The organism is Pseudoalteromonas sp. NC201 (assembly GCF_002850255.1).
Classification (GTDB): Bacteria; Pseudomonadota; Gammaproteobacteria; order Enterobacterales; family Alteromonadaceae; genus Pseudoalteromonas.
Genome location: NZ_CP022523.1, coordinates 602946 through 624023, shown reverse-complemented (window position 1 = coordinate 624023; position 21078 = coordinate 602946). Strand labels below are relative to the sequence as shown.

The 21078-nt window shown below is 42.8% G+C and carries 14 protein-coding genes and 1 pseudogene; 12 read left to right on the top strand and 3 right to left on the bottom strand.

Going from position 1 to position 21078, the window contains the following annotated elements; all coding sequences use genetic code 11:
• Positions 1-118: 118 nt before the first annotated feature.
• From PNC201_RS20620 to PNC201_RS20580, 9 genes are all read left to right on the top strand, one after another.
• A complete protein-coding gene (locus tag PNC201_RS20620; RefSeq protein WP_102058260.1) occupies positions 119-1075 on the top strand; it encodes an ABC transporter substrate-binding protein in 957 nt (318 codons plus the stop codon).
• Positions 1076-1094: 19 nt separating this feature from the next.
• The gene (locus PNC201_RS20615; RefSeq protein ID WP_102058259.1) at positions 1095-2108 is read left to right on the top strand and encodes a FecCD family ABC transporter permease; all 1014 of its coding nucleotides are present in this window, start codon (positions 1095-1097) and stop codon (positions 2106-2108) included.
• On the top strand, positions 2105-3178 hold the full coding sequence (locus PNC201_RS20610; protein ID WP_233525301.1) for a FecCD family ABC transporter permease: 1074 nt from the start codon (positions 2105-2107) through the stop codon (positions 3176-3178). The genes PNC201_RS20615 and PNC201_RS20610 overlap by 4 nt, the downstream gene beginning before the upstream one ends.
• A gap of 8 nt (positions 3179-3186) precedes the next feature.
• Positions 3187-4017, top strand: coding sequence for an ABC transporter ATP-binding protein (locus tag PNC201_RS20605; protein ID WP_206471746.1), 831 nt, complete (start codon positions 3187-3189; stop codon positions 4015-4017).
• 23 nt (positions 4018-4040) lie between these two features.
• Positions 4041-4916 (top strand): ABC transporter ATP-binding protein, encoded by an 876-nt coding sequence (locus PNC201_RS20600; RefSeq protein ID WP_102058257.1) that lies wholly within the window; start codon positions 4041-4043, stop codon positions 4914-4916.
• A gap of 9 nt (positions 4917-4925) precedes the next feature.
• A complete protein-coding gene (locus PNC201_RS20595) occupies positions 4926-8255 on the top strand; it encodes a hypothetical protein (protein ID WP_102058256.1) in 3330 nt (1109 codons plus the stop codon).
• Positions 8256-8524: 269 nt separating this feature from the next.
• A complete protein-coding gene (locus PNC201_RS20590) occupies positions 8525-10675 on the top strand; it encodes a TonB-dependent receptor (protein ID WP_102058255.1) in 2151 nt (716 codons plus the stop codon).
• A 96-nt stretch (positions 10676-10771) separates the two neighbouring features.
• Entirely contained in the window at positions 10772-11908 is a 1137-nt protein-coding gene (locus PNC201_RS20585; protein WP_102058254.1) for a saccharopine dehydrogenase NADP-binding domain-containing protein, read from the top strand.
• Positions 11905-13782, top strand: a complete 1878-nt coding sequence (locus PNC201_RS20580; RefSeq protein ID WP_102058253.1) for a saccharopine dehydrogenase — start codon at positions 11905-11907, stop codon at positions 13780-13782. The genes PNC201_RS20585 and PNC201_RS20580 overlap by 4 nt, the downstream gene beginning before the upstream one ends.
• A 70-nt stretch (positions 13783-13852) precedes the next feature.
• On the opposite strand, the gene PNC201_RS20575 is transcribed toward PNC201_RS20580, so the two are convergent.
• On the bottom strand, positions 13853-14764 hold the full coding sequence (locus PNC201_RS20575; RefSeq protein WP_102058252.1) for an AraC family transcriptional regulator: 912 nt from the start codon (positions 14762-14764) through the stop codon (positions 13853-13855).
• Between the two features lie 1300 nt (positions 14765-16064).
• Between PNC201_RS20575 and PNC201_RS23570 the strand changes: the two are divergent.
• From PNC201_RS23570 to PNC201_RS20560, 3 genes and pseudogenes are all read left to right on the top strand, one after another.
• Positions 16065-16151: pseudogene (locus tag PNC201_RS23570) on the top strand (GNAT family N-acetyltransferase); the annotation flags it as partial.
• Between the two features lie 109 nt (positions 16152-16260).
• Positions 16261-17220: a DUF3137 domain-containing protein gene (locus tag PNC201_RS20565; RefSeq protein WP_102058250.1), complete on the top strand. Its 960-nt coding sequence runs from the start codon at positions 16261-16263 to the stop codon at positions 17218-17220.
• A 226-nt stretch (positions 17221-17446) separates the two neighbouring features.
• Positions 17447-18382 carry a hypothetical protein gene (locus PNC201_RS20560; RefSeq protein ID WP_102058249.1) on the top strand — a complete coding sequence of 312 codons (936 nt, stop codon included), beginning with the start codon at positions 17447-17449 and terminating at the stop codon, positions 18380-18382.
• 269 nt (positions 18383-18651) lie between these two features.
• On the opposite strand, the gene PNC201_RS20555 is transcribed toward PNC201_RS20560, so the two are convergent.
• Positions 18652-20079, bottom strand: a complete 1428-nt coding sequence (locus PNC201_RS20555) for an alkaline phosphatase D family protein (RefSeq protein ID WP_102058248.1) — start codon at positions 20077-20079, stop codon at positions 18652-18654.
• Positions 20080-20181: 102 nt separating this feature from the next.
• A complete protein-coding gene (locus tag PNC201_RS20550) occupies positions 20182-21072 on the bottom strand; it encodes an SMP-30/gluconolactonase/LRE family protein (RefSeq protein WP_102058247.1) in 891 nt (296 codons plus the stop codon).
• Between the last annotated feature and the right edge of the window lie 6 nt (positions 21073-21078).

The window sequence follows — 21078 nt, the reverse complement described above, 5'->3', positions numbered from 1 at the left end:
CAGCGCTGTTAAAATTATCTCTTTTGGGGATTACAAATCCGATGTGGGTAGTGCTGGGTTTTTAAGCATTGCAAAATGTACCTATTAAACCAACTCAATTATTCGCAAGGAAACGCTAATGCGTCGCTTCATATTGCTATTTTGTGCATGTTTATCAACATTATCGTCTCTCAGCGTTAATGCTCAGTTTCCTGTCGTAGTGAAAGATGACCGCGACAAACTTGTTACTATTAACACTTCACCCAAAAAGGTCGCCGCTGTCTCCGTATTTGGTGCTGATTTACTCAGTGCTCTAGGTATGCAAGCTGTAGCGATCTCAACACTCAATCATCAGATGTCACCCTACCTCGGTGAGCAAACTAAACATATGCTAGATCTTGGTGAAATTCATGAGACGAACTTGGAAGTGTTGACTGCGCTACAACCCGATCTCACCATCGGACTGCGTACCTACACCGAGCCATTTGAAGCCAAATTTGAGGAAATCAGTCCCTTTTTAGCTTATGACTTGGTCACCAAATCCGACTCAGATCGGGCTATAATCTCTGCGGCTAAAGCGCTGGGCAAGGAAGCAGAAGGTGCTGAATTAAATCGAGTATTTGCAGAGCAGCTCAAGCATTTTGCAACTGCACCTCTAAAAGCACAATCTGTGGTGTTTTTGTGGCATTGGTCAGATGTACCTTATGCATTTTACGACCATCATTTTACCGTTGAAATGATGGCGACCCTCAAAGGTAAAAATAGCGTCGGCACCTCTCCACAGCCGGACTTAAAAAAGCTTGATTCCGCCCCGATTTCGATGGAGTCGTTGTTAAAGCTTAACCCTGATGTAATTATTTCCTTCAAAGGCGAATCTGGGCCCTTTAAATCACATCCAGTTTGGAAGCAGCTCAAAGCCGTTACCAATGGCCGCGCCTACCGAGTCGCAGACCATTACGTGATGCCTCACGGCCCAATTGCTAGAAGGCTCGTCTTACAAGAATTAGCGCATCTATTGCACCCTGACCAATTTGCCCCACCAAGCGACCTAGCTAATAAAGCACGGGCCACACCAATGCAATTTGGTCATTTATAGCAGGTAATGTAAGCACGCTATGATTAACTCAGAGAGACCTCGCTTCGCTACAACGCCCACTGGCTTATATCTAATCGGCGTATGTATGTTACTACTCAGCCTACTGCTGTCTTTAACAATCGGCGACTATCAGCTCACATTAAAAGAAGTTTGGTCAGTACTTATTAACCCGTCAAAGTCACAAGCTAGTTTTGTCGTTTGGGAGCTGAGACTACCTCGTCTAACATTGGCTATCATTGCAGGTACAACACTTGGCATAGCAGGAGCCATTATTCAGGCAGTAACACAAAATGAGCTCGCATCCCCAAGCCTCGTCGGCGTCTCTTCTGGAGCCGCATTGGCTATTGTACTGGTCCTCACTTTTACCGGTTTAAGTACCTACTTCCAATTTATAGCGGGTATATTTGGCGGTGCTTTAGCGATGTCAGTCACACTATGGCTTTCTTGGAAGCAAAAACTAGAGCCTGTGAATCTTATTCTATCTGGTTTATGCGTTTCTCTGTTTTGCGCCGCCGCAACAACTTTGCTATTAATCTCGGTAAGCACTGACACTAGAGGGCTGTTTTATTGGTTGCTTGGCAGCGTTGCAAATCGCACTTGGCAACATGTCTCGTTATTAGCTCCTATCGCATTACTCGGTCTTATTTTATGTGCACTTTTAGCCCGTCCGCTCACCGTTTTACAACTCGATAGCGATGTCGTAAACAGTATTGGGGGAAGTGTAAAACGCTGGCGTATTCAAACGCTCACCGTTGCCGTTGTGCTAACATCTGCCACCGTGGCTGTTACGGGCCCCATCGCTTTTGTGGGGCTGGTTGCTCCTCACTTGTGCCGCACTTTACTGCCCAAGCACTTGGCTTATGAGTACCGCTATGTCTTATTTGGCAGCGCGCTAAGCGGTGCTGTGCTTGTCAGTATGTCCGACTTACTGGCAAATTATCAGGAGATCCCTGTGGGTATACTATGCGTGCTGTTTGGCGGACCAAGCTTAGTTTGGCTCATCCAATCTCGCTATCAGCAGGCGTCTATATGAATCGAACAATGACTATATCCGCTTGCCGAGAAATTAAGCCTTGGCCTTTCTATGGTTTATTAATCTCACTCATCGCGCTACTTATTTGCTTATTTTTTACCGCGCTAAGTATGGGGTCTGTACCACTGTCGATGCAATCTGTTTGGCAGATACTGATTTCCTCAATACCACAAAATAGTGATTCGAATATTCTTTGGCAGCTGCGTTTACCTCGCTCATTGTTAGCCATGGTGGTTGGGATCCATTTTGCGCTGGCAGGACTAATTTTACAGGCCGTGATCCGCAATCCTCTTGCCGACCCTAGTATATTGGGAGTCAATGGTGGCGCGAGTTTAGCTATCGTACTTTGTTTACTTGTAGTGGATTATATTCAACTTCATGTATTCGGCTTCAGTGATTTCAATTTTAACTTTGCTTGGCTTCCCGCTGTAGCATTGCTCGGTGGGGTACTAGCCACGGCTTTGGTGTTGAAACTTAGTTGGCGACAGCAGCTACAGCCTAATCAATTGGCACTTAACGGAGTGGCGATAGGCGCAATATTGAATGCTTTAGTTATGTGGGCCATTTTGGCATGGGGAGGGAATCGTACAGAAACCAGTTTGATTTGGTTAGCAGGTAGCCTGTATGGCAGGGACTTTAGCCAATTGTTTTTGCTTCTTCCTTGGACATTTGTTGGCGTGCTTATTTGCTTCGCATTATTAAAGTATTTGTCGATACTGCAATTAGATAGCGATGCCGCACGAACTTTAGGGCTAAACGTCACTAGGTGGCGTTTAATCAGCTTATTGATTGCGGTAGCACTGGCGGCCAGTGCCACCGCAATCACGGGTCCACTCGGATTCGTTGGTTTAATTGTGCCACACTTTGCCAAAGTGCTACTTAACCGACTCGGCTTAGGTACCAGCCTCCCCCACCTGATGGTGGTCTGTATGTTAGCTGGGGCTTCATTAACGCTGGCGGCAGACATTGCAAGCCGAACGCTCATCTCTCCTTTGGAGATCCCCACAGGCACGCTAACCACCTTGATGGGCATTCCCATCTTGCTGTTATTGATCCGCCGCCAAAATTAGGATTTATCATGTTAAATGCAGATCAAATAACCTTACATTATCAACATAGGCCGGTGCTAAAAGACTTGTCGGTCTCTATTGCACGTCATCAGATCACCGCAATTGTTGGTCCAAATGGCAGTGGTAAGTCCACCTTACTTAAACTACTTGGCGGACTCATTCAACCGCAGCAAGGGACTATCTCTTTGGAGCAACAGCCGCTTCACCAATGGTCCCCTAAAACGCTAGCAAAGAAACTCGCATTACTTGGCCAAAGTCCACAAGCTCCAAGTGGTATGCTCGTTAAACAGCTTGTTGGTCATGGTCGGTTTCCCTATTTGGGAATGTTCAAGACATTATCGCAACATGATCAGGATGCCATTACTTGGGCGCTCAAAAAGACCAAACTTGACGCGTTGCAACATAAGCCGTTACAGCATTTATCTGGTGGTGAGCGCCAAAGAGCATGGTTAGCAATGGCCTTGGCACAGCAATCTGAAATTTTACTCCTAGACGAACCCACGACTTATCTAGACTTAGGTCATCAATTTCAGCTTTTAGAATTACTTAAGCAGTTACAAATTCATGAACACAAAACCATTGTGATGGTGCTACACGATATCAATCAAGCCAGTCAATTCAGTGACCGAATTATCGCTCTTAACAATGGCTCGATAATAGCTGATGGCACACCGCAACAAGTCGTCACAGAGCAAATCATTAAACGGCTGTTCAACATTGATGTTGCAATTGTGTCTCAGTGCTATGGCCAGATAACTAAGCCGCTGTGCTTGCCACTTGGAACAGAGGATCAATTTACCTCTAATTCAGCGGCGCCACTGCGCAGTGTCGCAATCTAAAATCAACAACAGAAGCTAATGAAATGGAATTAGAAATTCGTGACGTATCAAAAACGTATGCAAACGGTGTTCACGCACTAAAAGATATCAATTTAACCATAAGCAAGGGCATGTTCGGCCTGCTTGGTCCCAACGGAGCTGGTAAAAGCAGTATTATGCGCACCATTGCCACCCTACAAACGCCCGACAGTGGCAAAATATATTTTGATGGGCAAGATATCTTCACAAACCCTGCTGAGTTCCGTCGTCAACTGGGCTACTTGCCTCAGGATTTTGGTGTTTATGCAAATGCATCCGCCACCGATATGCTGGACTATTTCGCTCGTTTAAAGGGTATTCACAATGCCAAGGAACGAAAAAGTCGAATTAATGAATTGTTGGAGCTGGTTAACCTCACAGAGCATTGTCATAAAGCGGTAGATACATACTCAGGTGGCATGCGCCAGCGGTTTGGTATAGCGCAAGTTTTATTGACCAACCCTAAGGTCATCATTGTTGATGAACCAACCGCGGGACTAGACCCAGCAGAGCGCAACCGCTTTTATAGTATTTTGCACCAACTCACTGACAGTGCCATTGTGATCCTCTCCACACATATTGTAGGAGACGTCACCAACCTTTGTGATGATATGGGGATCCTCAACCGAGGAACTCTACTAGCACGCGGCAAGCCCGATGAGCTCGTCGCCTCAATAGAGCACCAGATTTGGCACAAATCAGTATCAAGAAATGAGTTGAAAACACTACGAGACAATTACAAAGTGATTTCGACACGTATTGTTAAAGGCAACATCCAAGCCACTATCCAAAGCGACACCGCACCCACCGCAAACTTTATTCAAAGCACTGCGGACCTAGAAGACTTTTACTTCAGCTACGTCCCTGAACTTGCGGTTTAAGGAGCATGTATGTTCACCAGTTTTTTGTTTGAGTTAAAATATCGACTACGCTCCGTAGCCACTTGGGGTTGTTTAATAGCCATGATAGCCATGGGCTACCGAGAAATGTTAGGCGGTGAATGGGATACTCTCATGCAAAGTGGCAGGGTTGCACGCAACTCGCCATATGCAATCTACTACTTGTTTATGTACTACACATTTTGGGCTGCCACGGTGGGTAGCGCACTGGTAGTCCCAACATTACTCAGGGATCTTAATTCTAAAACTGCAGACTATTTATATAGTTTTGATATCAATAGCAAACACTATTTTATCGGTAAATATTTAGCGAGTTTAGCTATTGTGCTGTTAGTCATGAGCTCAGTTGTCATCGCCATGGTGACTTTACCTCTGATCTCAAGCCTCTTTGGACTCTACCCAGATAGTGATTTTATAGCAACTTCATGGCCCCATATTTTACACGCTATACTGCTTTGGGTACTCCCAGCTTGCATTGTTTATACCGCTATTCCGTTTGCGCTCACGGCACTCACTGGACGCGCTACACCAGCTTATGCAGCGATGATGATAGCCGTTGGCTCGTTTGTCATTATCACCGCTTTGTTTGGTGATGGCGCACCACAAGCTCCTTGGCTGCAAATTGTTGATCCATTGGGTAAGGTTACAGTTGAAGGGCAAATCTTTTACTGGACCGCACAGCAAAGAATGACCCAGTTTTTGAACTTAGAGAGTGCATTACTTTACAATCGTTTGCTCTACTTAACGCTCGCATTGTCTTTGCTGGCATTTGCATGGTGGCGCTTCGATTTAACGAAATTTAGAATCAGTAACAACAAAAAAGCCTCAGCAAAACCCGTTGCAAAAGCGCAACAACACACGCACAGTTCAAGCAAACTAAATATGAACCCATTAACCTTGATAACCAATAAAGCCACAGTCTACTGGCTTAAATTCAGCGCCTACTCCGGTTATCTTCAAGCTCGCCAAATCATTACTAATAAGGCGTTTTACCTATCAATGTTAACGCTTTCGTTGATGCTGATCATCGCTGGTTTAAGCTACCGTTTGCCAGGCATAGAGGGCAGCGCAGCTATTTTGCCAAGAACGCACACGCTGCTTCCCGTGTTAATTTATCCCAGTTTGATTTTTACCATGCTTGCCGCCGCTTTTTTTATAGTTGATCAGTGCCACAAAGACCACCAGCTAAATACCGCACAGCTAGTCGCTGTGTGCCCAACGCCCGATTGGCAAACTCCTTTAAGCCATATAATCTGCGCTGTTTTTGTTGCTGTCGTATTAATGCTAGTGCCTATTTCCGGCTTATTGGGTACACAATTTATAAAAGGTTATTTTGACCCTGATTGGCAAAGTTTATTGCATTTGAGTATGCTCGTTTTGCTGCCATTAATGCTCGCTTACGTGTTTATAGCTATCATTAGTTACGGGCTATTTCAGTCTAAAGTTGCCGCACAGGTATGTGCCGTGGTGCTCTGTATTTCTCCTGCGATATTCAATGAAACTCACGCGATAGAGAACTTTATGTATTTATGGGCATGGCCATCTATTGCTCAACTTTCCGAAATTGCATCTACCGAGCAATTTATCATCAGAGATCTCAATCTTATGCTCTACTGGCTCAGTTTTTATTGTGTATTGCTAGTATTAAGTAGCTGGCTGTGGACACGAGGTGTGCTTGCACCTTTTAAAGAAAGATTAATAGCTTTACCACAAAAGGTTACACCGCGATCACTGGCTATTATGCTGTTGTCAGGCACTGTTTTTGGCTATCAAGCCTATTCAATTCATCAAGAGATGATCATTAACGGTCAATTTGAAACACAAGCCGATGGTTATGCTGTGCAAGCCGACTACGAAAACCAATACCGGCAATTCGATACACAACCGCAGCCTAAAATTCGCCACGCTGAAATTGCCATATCGCTACACCCAAATCAGCGCGCTATACAATACACGGCCAACTTAACGCTGGTTAATTCACACCAGAATGCAATCGAGCAGTTGCTACTCAACACCAACAACTATACCGCTTTTGATGAAATCTTACTTTCTGGTCAAGCGCTTTCACTGCTCGCTTTAGACAAAGCGCATCATGCCTCGGTTTGGGGCTTGAATACGCCTCTCATTCATGAGCAACAAAGTCAGCTCAGTTTTACGGCTTCAGTCAAATATCAAGGCTATAGTAATCACGCAACTGATTACATTGGCAAAGTGACACAAAATGCCAGCTATATTGATGCAAGTTTTTGGCCCTCCATTGGGTTCGAGAAAAACAACATCATCAAAGACAACGTGTTACGAGAGAAGTTTAACCTCGACCCGCTGGCACCAGACTTTTTCAGCCAATCACAAACACTAGACTTGTACCAACACGACGACGCCGATCTGCTCACCTATAAACTAAAAATTGACGTCCCCAACAATCAAGTAGTTGTGGCGCCGGGGGATCTACAGAAACACCAAACACAAGGACAGCGCCACAGCTATGAATTTCAAACAATGACCGCGAGTCATTGGGATCCTGTCATTGTGAGCGCCGGATACAAAATTCACCAGTCTATATGGACAAGCGCAAAAACCGGACAAGATATTCCCATAGAACTGTTTTACCTTAACGCCGATGAAACCATCCTAAATTCCATGATACAACGAGCAAAACATGCACTTGAACAAGGCGAAGCAATATTTGGAACCTACCCATACAACAGCTTAAAAATAGCAGCGTTACCTCAGGGTATGGGAGAACAAACGGTTAGCGCAAATTTAGTGCTTATCCCCGAAATGTCCGCTTGGCAAAACAATTATCATGATCCATCCAGTTCCGACTGGTTAGAATACACCGTACACGATGCAGTTGCTCAGGTTTGGTGGCAGAATATCGCAATCGCAAACACCGCAGGTTACCCCATACTGTCTGAGGGGGTGCCAACTTGGTTTGCGCTGACCAAATCAAGATTGAGTAGCAAAGCAACACAACAACTATTGGCTAGCATTAAAAATGACTACTTATTAGCACGTACTAAAGAGTCCGGTGTGGAGAAAAACGCCTTAGCATTGACGCACCAACCATACGCCAAAAGTAAATCGCAGCTTGTTGTTTATGAAGTGTCACAGCTCATTGATAATGAGCAATTTAGCAATGTGATCAATGATACCCTAGCACATTATCGAGTGCAGAGTGCTTCACAGCCCATATCGGCACAACAGTTGTACCTGAAGCTGTTGCAAGCCGTAAATCAGCCTAAACATGAAAAACAACTAGATATATTATTTCACCAAATGACGCTACATGACGCAAAAGTGCAAAATCTATCTCTGTAAACCCCCATTACAAACGATTAGGGCTGCCACATAAGCGCCCTAATTACTATCAGCCTTGTTAACTACCTTTAAAAAAAACCGCACAGAGGGGTAATGGCCGTTTTCGGGTAGTGGCTTTCCTTGCTTATTCAGACAATAACGGGCAATAAAAACAGGGCCGACCAAATGGTCAACGCTGACGAGAAGTAAGCCTAAAAACCCATTTCTAGCGCAGCATAACTCAATGCCCAACTACTCTACTATTCGTTGTTACTAGGAGCTAATTTACTATGTTTCGTTATAAGCTGACGTCTGAGGCCAAACCTCTCTTCTCCACTTCTAAACTCAACTATCACATTTCGCGTACCTTGTTAGCAATGAGTTTAGGCGTTTTCTCTTCAGCAGTATTTGCTGATGATCAAGCCAAACATATCGACTTGGAACGAATTGAGGTTACTTCTGAAAAGCGTACCGTGAATATTATGGAAGTTGCTTCTAGCGTAACGGCTATTTTTGGACAAGAACTAGTCGACTCTGAAGCCTATTCAATCACAGATCTTGGACAAGCGATCCCGAGTGTTCACGTTTATAGCTGGGGTGGCCGAAGAGACAGTAATGTATTTATTCGTGGCATAGGCCCGGGTTTATTCACCGAACCCACCATAGGTTTTTACGTCGATGGCGTGAATTATAGTAGCAATAGTATTTTTGATTTGGACCTTGTGGATATAGAGCGTATTGAGGTCCTAAGGGGCCCTCAAGGCACACTATATGGGGGCAATTCTCTGGCTGGTGTTATTAATATCATCACCAAACAACCAGACGAAATGCCGGAGTTCAAAGGCGCCTTTTCTGCAGATAACTTTGGCTCAAAGCGGGTTAGATTAGGTGTGAATACCCCCTTGACTGCGGATAATCTATTTCTCGGCTTATCAGCTTCGGCATACAACACCGATGGACATCTTGAAAATACCTACTTAGATAAAGACTTTGGTGCACGCGACGATCTGAGTGCGAGAGCTAAACTTAGATGGATCGCGTCAGACAATCTTGAAGCCAATTTTGTGGTGGATTATGAACGTTTTCGTGGCGATTCGTATGCGATGGGACAACTTGAGCGTATCAAAGCCAACCCAGATCACATAGAACATGATTTTGAAGGAGTTGACGATCGCGATGCACTGGGGGCTTCGGTTACACTGGATTATAGCGGTGACAATGTAAACTTCATCTCGATCACAAGCTGGCGTGACTGGGATAACCTGAACACCGCGGATCAAGATACAGGCAATGACGCAGGATATCAGTTCCATAGTCACTCTGAGGACGACTTTGATCAGCTCTCCCATGAAATGCGTTGGAGCTCTAAAAATACTGAAGACTACCATTGGCTAGTCGGGTTCTATGCCTATCAATCAGATACCCAGAGTACGACAAGAAATGATCTAAACTTCTCCTCTATGTACCCAGGTAGTGGACCCATGATTGATCGTTCGATTATCGGGAAAGATGACCAAGCTTGGGCAGTATTTGGCCAGGTTGACTACGCAATCACTCAGGATATTACCGTCATTGCAGGGTTACGCTACCATAAAGAACAGCGAGAAGCCGATATTAACATCGACTCTCAGTCCACTGGAGTAACCTCGCAACACGGTGGCAAGGAAGAATTCAGCGAAGTTCTACCCAAATTAGCCCTCTCTTATCAAACTGCCAATAATGACCTTGTTTACGCGTCTTGGAGTAAAGGTTACCGAGCAGGAGGATTTGACACTTTATATCCCAACTTAAGCAAGCCTAGCTTTGAGCCTGAATACAGTAATAACTATGAAATCGCCTATAAAGCACTAGCGCTAGAAAACCAACTGAGCTTTTCAATCACTGCATTTTACGTTTCTTTAGACGACCAACAAGTGCAACAGATGTTAGAAAACACAACTATTATCACTGATAACGCAGGCGAAAGTACCAGCCGGGGTGTTGAATTTGAGTCGCGCTACCAGCCTCACCCGGATTGGACCATTGGCTTCTCAAGTAGTTATGTTGACGCCACTTATAGCGAGTATGAAAGTGTGAACTTTGCAACTGGTGCAATAGAAGATTATTCCGATAATCGTTTACCAAACACGCCTAAGATCAGTGCCAACCTGTCCATTAGCAATCGTACAGAACTCAACAGCGACTTCACCTTATTCACACAGTTAGAAAACATTTATATGGGCGATCACTACTTTGATGCAGGTAACCAAATGAAGCAATCTGCATATCACCTTTTAAATGCCAAAGTAGGACTTGAAAGCGAAAGCTGGTACGCGCACTTATGGGTGAAGAATGCGCTTGATGAATATTACTCAAAAGTTGAATTTAACTTTGGTTTCGGTGTCACGGCAGAAGCAGGAAACCCGAGAACCATAGGCCTCACTATAGGTACTAATTTCTAAACCAATGACGAGTGGAAAGTGGCGCACGCACTAAGCGCCACCGTGACGTTGTATAAATAATATCAATGCGTTGATACGCTTATTAAGGGAGTTACCATGCAAGCTCAATCCGTGTTATTGCTCGGTGGTACAGGTCAAGTAGGCTTAAAAGCAGCTGAGTATTTACTTGAGCATACACAAGCCGCACTTACGTTTGCTTCACGTAGAAAAGCCTCATTACCCAGTGCAATTTCGCAACATCAAGACCGAATAAATACTGTACAATTTGATGTCCAAAACACCGACGATTTAAAAACTCAGTTAGAGAATACTGATCTGGTCGTCGCCTGTGTTGGCCCCTCAGGCATTATTGGCGATCAAATAGTATTGGCCTGTAAAGAGTTAGGCGTACCAATTATTGATGCTGGTGGCTACGATCCAGTGTACGCGTCTCTCCACGAGCATGAAAAGAAGCACAGTAGTGAAGTACCGCTCATCATCAACGCCGGTTTGCTACCGGGCTTATCAGGCGTATTCCCCGCCTATCTTATTCAACAATGTAGCCGTGGAGCGGACATCAAATCCTTAGAAGTGCAATACGTTGGCCGAGACGCTTGGAGCTACAATTCGGCATGGGACATTATAAATGGGTTAGGAGACTTTGGTCACGAACGTGGCTTTTGCTACTTGGAAAACCAGCAAGTTAAACGTGAAAAGTTCTCAAAAGCTGGTACTAAAGCACACTTTCCTGCTCCCATAGGCACCGCATCTACTATGTTGATTTATGCAGAAGAAATTGTGCAACTCGCCAACGAACATGACATACAAACAGCTAAAGTCTACGGTGCTAATCTAGGGCCCCGCGCTATGTTTGTTTGCATGATTGCGAAGATATTCAAGATGTACAAAAACCATAAAACTATCGCTCGTGCGGCGCGATGGTTATGTAAGGCCTCAGCTAAAGATATGCGTAAGCTCGACCCAATTTACGCCGTCGATGTCCAAATTAAATGTGCTGACAAACGCGTACACCATGGCCAAATCATTCTAGAAGATACCTATCAGGCTACAGGCTTTATCATCGGCATAACGGCTAAGCAATTATTAAACAATCAAATCACCAAAACAGGTCCAATGATGCTACATGAAGCTGTTGATGCCAATCATTTTATAAAAGATCTCGAACAAGCAGGTGTCGTTGCAGGGCTTATTCTTTCTAAATCAGACAACAACACCAAGCAGGAGGCTGCATGAGTAAAAATATCATCGTCTTGGGAGGTACAGGTGAGTCGGGCAGGCGCATTATCAACTTACTCAGTGAACGCCTCTCAGATTTAAAAATAAGCTGTGCGGCACGGCGAACACCAAAAGCGGGCATATTGCCAGAGCATATTAACTTTGTTCCTTTTGATATAAATGACAAAGCCAAAAGCATTGAAACACTCAAAAAGTTCGACTTAGCTGTGATTGCTTTAGGTCCAATGGATAAATTTGCCCTACAGGCGCATCAACTGTGCTTGAACGCGAATATAGATGCCCTCGACATTAATGACAGCCTACAGGCTGCAGATCAAATACACGCACTGAATACTGAGGCCCAATCAAAACAACGCTTGCTACTCACAGGTATGGGCTTCTCCCCTGGTATTTCAACATTACTGTTAACTGAGCTTGCGCATAAAAAAGCATCTGCAACGGGCTATTATCAATGTCGTTTGTATATGGGCGCAGCCTATGGTGGCGGCGAGACCAGTCCACAAGCGATTTTAGCAAGCTTTACCAATCACTTAACCTGCTGGCGAGAAGGGACTCGCAAGCAGGTTGAGACGCCTTGGCAGGACGCACAACATCAATTTACTTTTCCAGCATTGAAAAAACCAGCCGACCTAATTCCATTTGCAACACCTGAAGTCGCTGGGCTTGGTTGTGAGTATGTTGCTGAAGACCTAGACATAAAGCACCTAGATAGTCGTTATCACATCCAACACCTAACGCTTAGATTTGCAAAGTTTATGAGTAAATATCGCTTAGGCGAACGTAAAAATACATTTTTCTCCAAGATGTTTTTTAATAATGGGCAAAAGCTCAAAACCAAAAAAGAGTCAGATCCCGATACTTGTTTATGGGTTTACCCAGACAATAATCCGCAATCAGGACTAATGTTACACGGGGTTATTTCTTCTTATGAACTAACCGCCAAGATGGCATGTGTTGTGGTTGAGTGTTGGCTAAACAATGTGTTCTTTGACAGCTATGGCGTCAAAGCCGTAGAGCATTTGTCTTATAAAACGCGCCAAAAGCTACTGCAAACATTGGCTTTATATGGTGTCACGGCAAAACCTGCAAACACCCAGAACACACATCGAGCAGATCAAGAGTTTGGCTGGGTAGACAGCGTATCACCAGACATCAATAGTCTCAGAAATTTGGGGTTAAATTGGTATACAGTAACAAAGCAACATCCAAAAATGGCAAAAAGGCAACAAGAATATCTCTATAAATCAGAGATATGGCGAGCACTTAAAGAGGCCACCAGTAGGTATAGCTTTGCAAAGTTTGTAATTTCTACGCTGTTAGCATGGCGTCGAGATAATAAAGGCTTACAGCACTGGCGCGATAGACACCAAGGAGAATATACCGAAATCTGGAAGTCCATCACTAAAGATATGAGTATGTTTAGCTCAGGTTATGGCAACGCGAGGAAACTACTAGGGCAGGATAAAGCCTACCGATTATATCGTGACATGTTTCTAGAGACAGGCAAAATGGAAATGCGCTGGCTATGGCCTAATCCTGAATCCTTTAATATATTCGAAAACAAAGAGAATGTGATTTTAGAGTACTGGCTCACTTGGCTTAGAAACTACGCCAAACTTGGCCTATTTACACTAAGCGAATCAAAGGCTGACTCCTCAACGATTTGCATTTCTATCACCGACTGTGCGTATGCTGCTATGTTTAAAGAGCTCGGTTGCCCTGAGCTTGCAGACATAGTGAGAGAAATGGAGCAAGAAGCACTAGTCTTTTTAGCCAGTCAGAGTAATTTGAACATAACTTGGAACTTTAAAGGTGAAGGTGTTGTTGACATCACTTTGAGTAAAACGCTAACGCTTCAGGCCGTTGGTTAACAGAAAAAGACGACGGAGAATGGATTTATGTGTTGCGGGCAAAGCCCGCAGGGCACACACTCAAAAATGATTAACCACAAACAATACTGGGAGCGAGGTTCAGTCTCGCTTCTTTAGGCAACACCCCAAATTGTTTTCTAAAAGCCACGCTAAAATGACTTACATTGCTATAACCCAGCGAGACGGCTGTTTCGGTTACATTATTGTCTTTTAATAGGTTCATTGCTTTGTGCATTCTTTCTTCTTGGAAACAACCATAAACCGTATTGTTAAATAGCACCTTGAAGCCTTTTTTTAGCTTACACTGGTTTAATCCAACCACCTTAGCCACATCTGAAATGGTAGGTGGGCAACTAAGATCGGATAATAGAAAATCTCTAGCTGCAATAAGCTGCTTTTTCTCTCGAAGCGGGAGTTGGTTGCTCGTGTCAACTGATTTCAGTGCAGTGAGATGCCAATATAGATAGTCTAACGTAGCGGAATGCAGCAGCAGAGGGTTGGCTTCTTGATCTTTTATCAACTTATGAATACGGTTCGCACATGTGCTGACTTTTCTACTGGGGCCACTTTGCTTCACAAAGAATGACATACTTTTCCCTAGATCTACCCCACTGAGCTCTTCACCAGCAAGCTCATTAAGCACTTCGGGTTTTATCATGATCTCTAAGTTACTAAAATCATTACTATGGTAAGCACAGAAATTCTCCCCACCCGAAAAACCAATATTGAAGTCTCCGCACTCACATTGTAACAGCGTATTACCGACCGTCGCTTCAAACTTCCCCGCAAGAACATTGTTAATGTGAATATATTGGTCATCGCCAGGAAATATATGTTTAGTATCTGCCGCCCCCAAATCCTGCGCTGAAGATAGGCTCACAGAAAGCCCTGGCATCAACTGCACAAAATTCTGCCCAACCACATTATCAATATGCTGCTGTTTATTCGCTGTACTTATTTCAATGTCACTACACATAGTCATTTTTAACCCCCCTTCCAATCCCCGTATCACTCAGGCATCTGTAGCTAATACTTCCTTTAGAGAAACATGTAAGTTACCGAGAACAGCCGGATGTTTCACCATATCAACAAGTCAGATAAGAATGAATTTCACTTTTAGTTATTCAGTCGTATATAGCTATCTATTACATCACCCATTATTAACCGCATCAGAACAACAAAATATTAACAAATGAAAAACGATAAAAACAAATTCTGAGTTATGTTCCCTAAGAAGTTAACACTAATAAAAATCATTCTCAATAAGAAATTCCAAAAAATACAATTTTCAACCAGAGATTTGCATAAGGAAAGAGTTAGAGCATTCCTTATTTTACTAGAGAGTTTTAGGGATAGTTTCGCTCTCGTGTCCTGCCAAAGTCTAGGTACCAAATCGGAGGTGTTATACCAATTTCAGCTGTTGGCGCCGAAACAGGCTGCTATAAATGAGTTAGTTATCCATAGTCACGACTACCCAAACTAAAAGACTGTATGCACCTGTATAATAAGCGGTAATTTGACTGCCAGCCTTGATAAGTAACCTGAACTCGGGATAACAATATGTTTTCTAGCAGCTGTTATCCCTTTCTACTGCGTTAAATTTGTTGCAATAGGCCAGAGGTTAAATAAGTCGTGTATCTAAGCCAAGGTGGGATGCTGTGCATTGTTTTAGTAATAGCCTACTGGCATTTGAGCGACACTATCGCCTTGAGTGTTGACTACAACCATTAGTTTGTTTCAAAAGTAGTATTAGTAACATCGCGGTATTTGTCAGTTATCATTTTTAATCTTATCCAATTTATATAAATAAACTAAAAGCCCGACGCATCTAAAGTTATGCGGGTTTTTAATATTTCCTTATGAAATTTTGGCCCTTTACCATGACGCTTCTATAAGGTGTAGATTGACCATAGAGTGTTTTTAACAACAATAGGCAAGGAAAATAACGACCTTAGAACCATATGCCAATGTGAGATGATGACTTTTTCAGATACTTTTGTGATCATAGATTTCGCTGCCTGTGTCGAAGTGCCAAATCAAACCTCACTTGACCATTGATAATAATAAAAAGGGATTAAGCATCCAGAAAAATTTGCGTCATTCATCTTGATACCGTCTCATTTCCTATCGCGAACAAGCCATTAAAAGCAACGGGGAATCCCGAGGTTTTATTGACGAGACGATAGTAAACAACACTCAGGTATTCGGATACTCAATTTATGTTCGACATGGGTTTGAGTTAAATAGGCCAAAGCTTGCGTACGAACTGGTTTATGCCCTGCAAGTCGAGTGTCGTGACCAAAACACACTCAGAAGAATAAAAATCAAACAGCAAAGGTCAAAACGCCCTAGTGAAAGACGTCACGTAAAAAGTTGAACTCGCCTTTTATTATATTCACCACTCTTATCACTTACTTTATAAAGTATTACAAGGTACAATTTTTTCTCAATCTCCATTGCGACTTACAAGGAAAAGTTATGCCATTATTAGAACAGAGGTCTCTGCATCATATTGATCCACGCCTAGCTGGCGTTGAGATGCAGTTAAAAGAGGCCTATTACAATTTAGATAAAACCACATCCAGCTTTGATAGCGATCTTGACAATAAATTGAAGTCGTTTAAGCGCTATAAATGGTGGGCGGTTGGTATTGCAATCCCCCTACTATTTTTTGCGCCTTTTCTCTTAATCTCAATAATTCCTATTTACTTTTTGTTAAAACATTCTCTTAAGTCTTTCACTAAGGGTGTGTTAACTAGAGCTTATATGATAGCGCCAATTGCTTCAGCACTTAACTTAGAATATTCAGTCGGCGGTAATTTACTTATCTGCGAGGAAGCTATCAGTGCAGGTATATTAGCCAAAGGAGGCCGAGCTGTGGCTGAAGATGGATTTAACGGCGAAGTAAATGGCATTCCCTTTTACTTTACTGAAGTGCATATACGCACGCATCACCAGAACAATGACAGCAAACGTTTGTTTAATGGTGCAGTTATAAAACTGAGTATGCCTGAACCTGTAGATACTCCAATCGTAGTGTTACAAGATGCGGGGCTTTGGAACATGCTGATAAATCGACGTCAATCTTTAAAAGGATTACAGCGAGTTAAATTTGAACAAAAAGACTTTGAAAAAGAGTATCAAGTCTATGCTAAAGATGAAGAAACCTGCCGCGAAGTACTCACGCCAGAATATATGGCGCAATTGTCGCAAGTCAAAACGTTCTTCTCATCCAGTCACCTACCAAAAGGGTTAAAAATCCCCGAAGTAAAAGCCCAAATGTTTATAGAAGGTAGCGATATACTGATCTCTCTTGACTATGGAGCCAACCTATTTAGCCCTAAAAAGCTACAAAAAGAATACGATCCCAGCTGGGCCGACGACATAGCCAAACAATTCTTACTGATTGAAAACCTAGCAAAAAGTCTGGTGCACTAGCGCTGGACTTAGGTAGCTTGTGGTTGAAAGTGCAATAATCTAACGACAAACACAATGGCTGTTATAACCATTACAAAAAAGGCCCTGAGGCCCTTAAACCAACTTAGCTTTTTTAGACACGGAGTTAGTTCAAAGATGATACAGTGTTCGCTGTTCAAAATAATAATGTAAAGCGCTAACCCCCTGCGACTGTGAGCAGGTTTATCAAGTGCCTAAGGAGAACAGGATGAATTTTATAAAGCCCGCCACCTCTTTGCTTTTTGCAGTCATCATGCTCACCAATGATGTCCATGCTAATGAAGCCTTTCCTAGGCTAAAAGGACCTTGGCTCGGTCAGACACCACCAGGGTCAACCGCACAGCTCTTTGCTCCTAATATCATCTCCATTCATGGTCGTTATGAATTCGGCGTGTCGTTCTCTCCAGACCTTACAGAAGTGTATTTTACTGCCTTTAAAGAGCAAGAAACTGTAGACTCAAGCCCACAAATCATGTATTCAAAGGTAGAAAATGGACAGTGGACTCAACCTCAAACCGCAGATTTCACCCGTGGAAGAATGAGTTATGAACTGGTTCCCCACGTTAGCTTAAACGACAACCGGATTTACTTTACTGCGCGTTCAGATGACCCCAAGGAGTCTGGAATTTGGTACGTTACCCGTAGCAAAAATGGCTGGAGTGAGGCCAAAAGATTCGATTCGGCAATAAATACGGGTAAGTTTTCAGACTTCAACCAAAGCGCAAATGGCGAACCTGTTTTCTCCAATATGTCAGAACGCAAAATGTATACCGCTGAAAATAAAAACGGCGCGTTTACGACTCCCAAAGCCATTGACATTGACTTTGGATTTCATGGCTTTATTTCGCCCGCTAACGATTACCTATTGGTTAATAGTCGTCACAGAGGCGATGATAGTAGAAAAGACAACGACCTATATGTCTATTTTAAGGAGCATGATGGCACTTGGTCTAGTCCTATTAATTTAGGTGAAGGGGTTAATACCCGTTACTCAGAAACCGTTCCAAGAATTACACCCGATGGTAAATACCTGTTTTTTGGCAGATATAATGAACCCGGTGATGTATCAAACATTTATTGGGTAAGCACCGAAGTCATTACCAAGCTAAAAGATACTTATTTTGCAGGAAAGTCGACTAAATAACCTGAACTCGGGATAACTTCTGGCTAGAGTGATATTACACTTTTAAACTTTGGTATTTTGGTAGCTTAACTAACTTCTTTCCCGAATTCAGGTTAAATAGCTTTAAAGCAGCGCAATTGTATGATTCCTTTTGACTTTAAGATAAAACTCGGCATGACACAATGCGGAAAATATAAGATAAAATTGCGACACAGCAAAAATATCATCATGTACCCTCCACAAGATTTTGGAGGGCATCTGGACTATACCTTCTTAAAACACTACAGATATCACTCAAGGGGAAACACATTACTAATGATCACGTTTCCCTTAGTATCTCTTATTTCGAATATAAGCTCGGACTCTTTAACTTCAACATAAGCGACACCATTGCTCGCATAAAAGTCGTATTCTGTTGTCGATAATGGTTCTGATATCGAGTATCTACTGGCTCCATATATGGCTTTGCTAAACCTAACATCATCTTTAAACCAACGAATAGAGTTAATTATAAAGCTAGTTGGCCAGAATAATGAGCCAGAAACTAATTGATGGATTGAAGTGGGCTTTCCTTCATAGTTAAGCCGACAAGCGAAGTGAGAGTGAACATCTCCAGATAAAAAGAACACATTTGTAATATTTTTCTTCGTCATGTGATCTAAAATTCTTTTCCGTTGCTCTGCAGCTTTTTTCCAATTATCCGCCGCGTCTGCATTGGAATAATTATCAGCCAAAAAAGTGACAGAAGTCCCTATTAGCTTAACTTTATAATGAGAGTTAAGAAAATCCAATAGGGCATTTTCTTGAGCTCTTGATATAAGCCCTTGAGAGCTTCGCTCTTTGCGAGAGTCCATTAAAAATAGACCAATGCTGCCAAAATCTACCGCTGCATAATGGCGAACAGGTACTTGATTGTGCTCCTGCCCTTTAACGTAAGAGACCCCCGGCACATCACTTGGTATAACATCAAAAATTGGCCCATGTGACGCCTGATAAGAATAGAAAGCATTAATGCTGTTAATGAGCCTATCTTTATCTTTAGTCAACCAGTTGACTTTAGTATCTTGGTAGTCAATAGCTCCGTGTTTAAAACTATCTTCTACTTCGTGATCATCCATAACCATGTAATTAGGCATGGCACATAAGATATCTTTAACATATTGATTATCAAAAAACTTACGATAAAGTCGCTTAAAGTCCTTGGTACTTGAGTTATTTATTGTTAAACCTAGATACATGTCGTTATATACTTGATCCCCTAACCAAAGCATCATATCCAACGGCTTTTCTTCATTAAAGGCTTTCACTACTCTAAGCGCTTTTCCAAAACGTTCATCACCGTTATTTCTAAGACACGAACCAAAGCAAAACCGGAATCCCTCTCTACCTAGAGTTGAGAAAGAATATTCAGGTAAATCAGCCCAATTAGACTCACTTTCAATGCGCTGTTCAGAAAAGGTTGGATTATAACCGACTTGATAACAATAAGTAGTATTTGGCCTTAAACCGGTAAGCTCTATCACTCCCGTATAAAAAAAGTTTTGATTAAACCTGAACTGCTTTGGCTGCTCCCAATCTCCATCTGCCGGTTTTATCCTAATCCACCCGCAATTAGGTTTAGCGTCCTTTCCCGCAGACTGAATACCACACATAACTCGAACCGTTTGCTCTGTAGTAACACCAATAACAGGACCTACTTTAGGGTTTAGCAATGACACAATGTAACTCCTTGTAACTTTAATGATGTAATTAAAGTATCAAAAAGCTCATATTTCAAATTTATGATTTGATATTTATACTTCTCGAAGTATAAATATCAATTAAACACCATTAGGTAATTCTACCATCTCGATAGCGCCGCGTTTTTGCATGGTAATAAATAAGCGTTTACCTTCCTCGCCGCCAAAAGCCACATTGGTCGGGTACTTGCCTTTCAGTTTAATTTCTTTAATTAGCTTGCCCTGAGGTGAAACCACAGCGACCACACCAGCGCCATAACGGGCGATATAAAGATTGCCTTGGTTGTCCGTGCGCATACCATCTAAGCCAAAATCGGTAAACGAGATAAATAATTGTTTGTTACTAATATTGCCTTGTTCGTCTAACTCATAGCGCCATACTTTACGCTGCACGCTTTCATTCACATAAAGTGTTTTATTGTCAGGGCTAACTTCAATGCCATTGGTGGTGCCCATATCCGCTTCTAATAGGGTTACTGCTCCGTTTGTATTTATACGCCAAAGTTTACCGCTACTGGCTTGCCAATTAGGATCGCTGGCGAAAAGAATTCCGTTGTCCATGATCGCAAGGTCATTAGGTTGATCCATGCGATTATCGTGAGCAAATACCGTCACGAATTGTGACAAATCACCACCTTGTGCAAGTGCCGCTTTGGTGACTTTAAGCACGTTATGATTGACGTAATCGGCTATATACATATTGCCTTGCTTATCAAAGCGAATACCGTTACCAATAGAGCCATTTTTTAACGTCAGCAGGGTTTCCGCTCTGCCTTGCGCAATCACTTTACCAATAGTGCCTTGCTGTTGATGATTAACCGCATACAACACGCCGGCATCATCCACCGCAGGTCCCTCAATACCTTGCGTGAAAACACCATCCGTTATCCAATCTTGTGTATCTACAACCGTGTTGGCAGCTACATAACCACTGCTCTGTAGCAAAAATAAACTGAGTATGACCTTTCTCATGACTTT

Excerpts from the sequence above, each read along its gene's own strand:
- PNC201_RS20600 (WP_102058257.1), top strand. The coding sequence starts at position 4,041 with ATGGAATTAGAAATTCGTGACGTATCAAAAACGTATGCAAACGGTGTT.
- PNC201_RS20550 (WP_102058247.1), bottom strand. The coding sequence starts at position 21,072 with ATGAGAAAGGTCATACTCAGTTTATTTTTGCTACAGAGCAGTGGTTAT.
- PNC201_RS20605 (WP_206471746.1), top strand. The coding sequence starts at position 3,187 with ATGTTAAATGCAGATCAAATAACCTTACATTATCAACATAGGCCGGTG.
- PNC201_RS20575 (WP_102058252.1), bottom strand. The coding sequence starts at position 14,764 with ATGACTATGTGTAGTGACATTGAAATAAGTACAGCGAATAAACAGCAG.
- PNC201_RS20590 (WP_102058255.1), top strand. The coding sequence starts at position 8,525 with ATGTTTCGTTATAAGCTGACGTCTGAGGCCAAACCTCTCTTCTCCACT.
- PNC201_RS20610 (WP_233525301.1), top strand. The coding sequence starts at position 2,105 with ATGAATCGAACAATGACTATATCCGCTTGCCGAGAAATTAAGCCTTGG.
- PNC201_RS20560 (WP_102058249.1), top strand. The coding sequence starts at position 17,447 with ATGAATTTTATAAAGCCCGCCACCTCTTTGCTTTTTGCAGTCATCATG.
- PNC201_RS20565 (WP_102058250.1), top strand. The coding sequence starts at position 16,261 with ATGCCATTATTAGAACAGAGGTCTCTGCATCATATTGATCCACGCCTA.
- PNC201_RS20595 (WP_102058256.1), top strand. The coding sequence starts at position 4,926 with ATGTTCACCAGTTTTTTGTTTGAGTTAAAATATCGACTACGCTCCGTA.
- PNC201_RS20585 (WP_102058254.1), top strand. The coding sequence starts at position 10,772 with ATGCAAGCTCAATCCGTGTTATTGCTCGGTGGTACAGGTCAAGTAGGC.
- PNC201_RS20620 (WP_102058260.1), top strand. The coding sequence starts at position 119 with ATGCGTCGCTTCATATTGCTATTTTGTGCATGTTTATCAACATTATCG.
- PNC201_RS20615 (WP_102058259.1), top strand. The coding sequence starts at position 1,095 with ATGATTAACTCAGAGAGACCTCGCTTCGCTACAACGCCCACTGGCTTA.
- PNC201_RS20580 (WP_102058253.1), top strand. The coding sequence starts at position 11,905 with ATGAGTAAAAATATCATCGTCTTGGGAGGTACAGGTGAGTCGGGCAGG.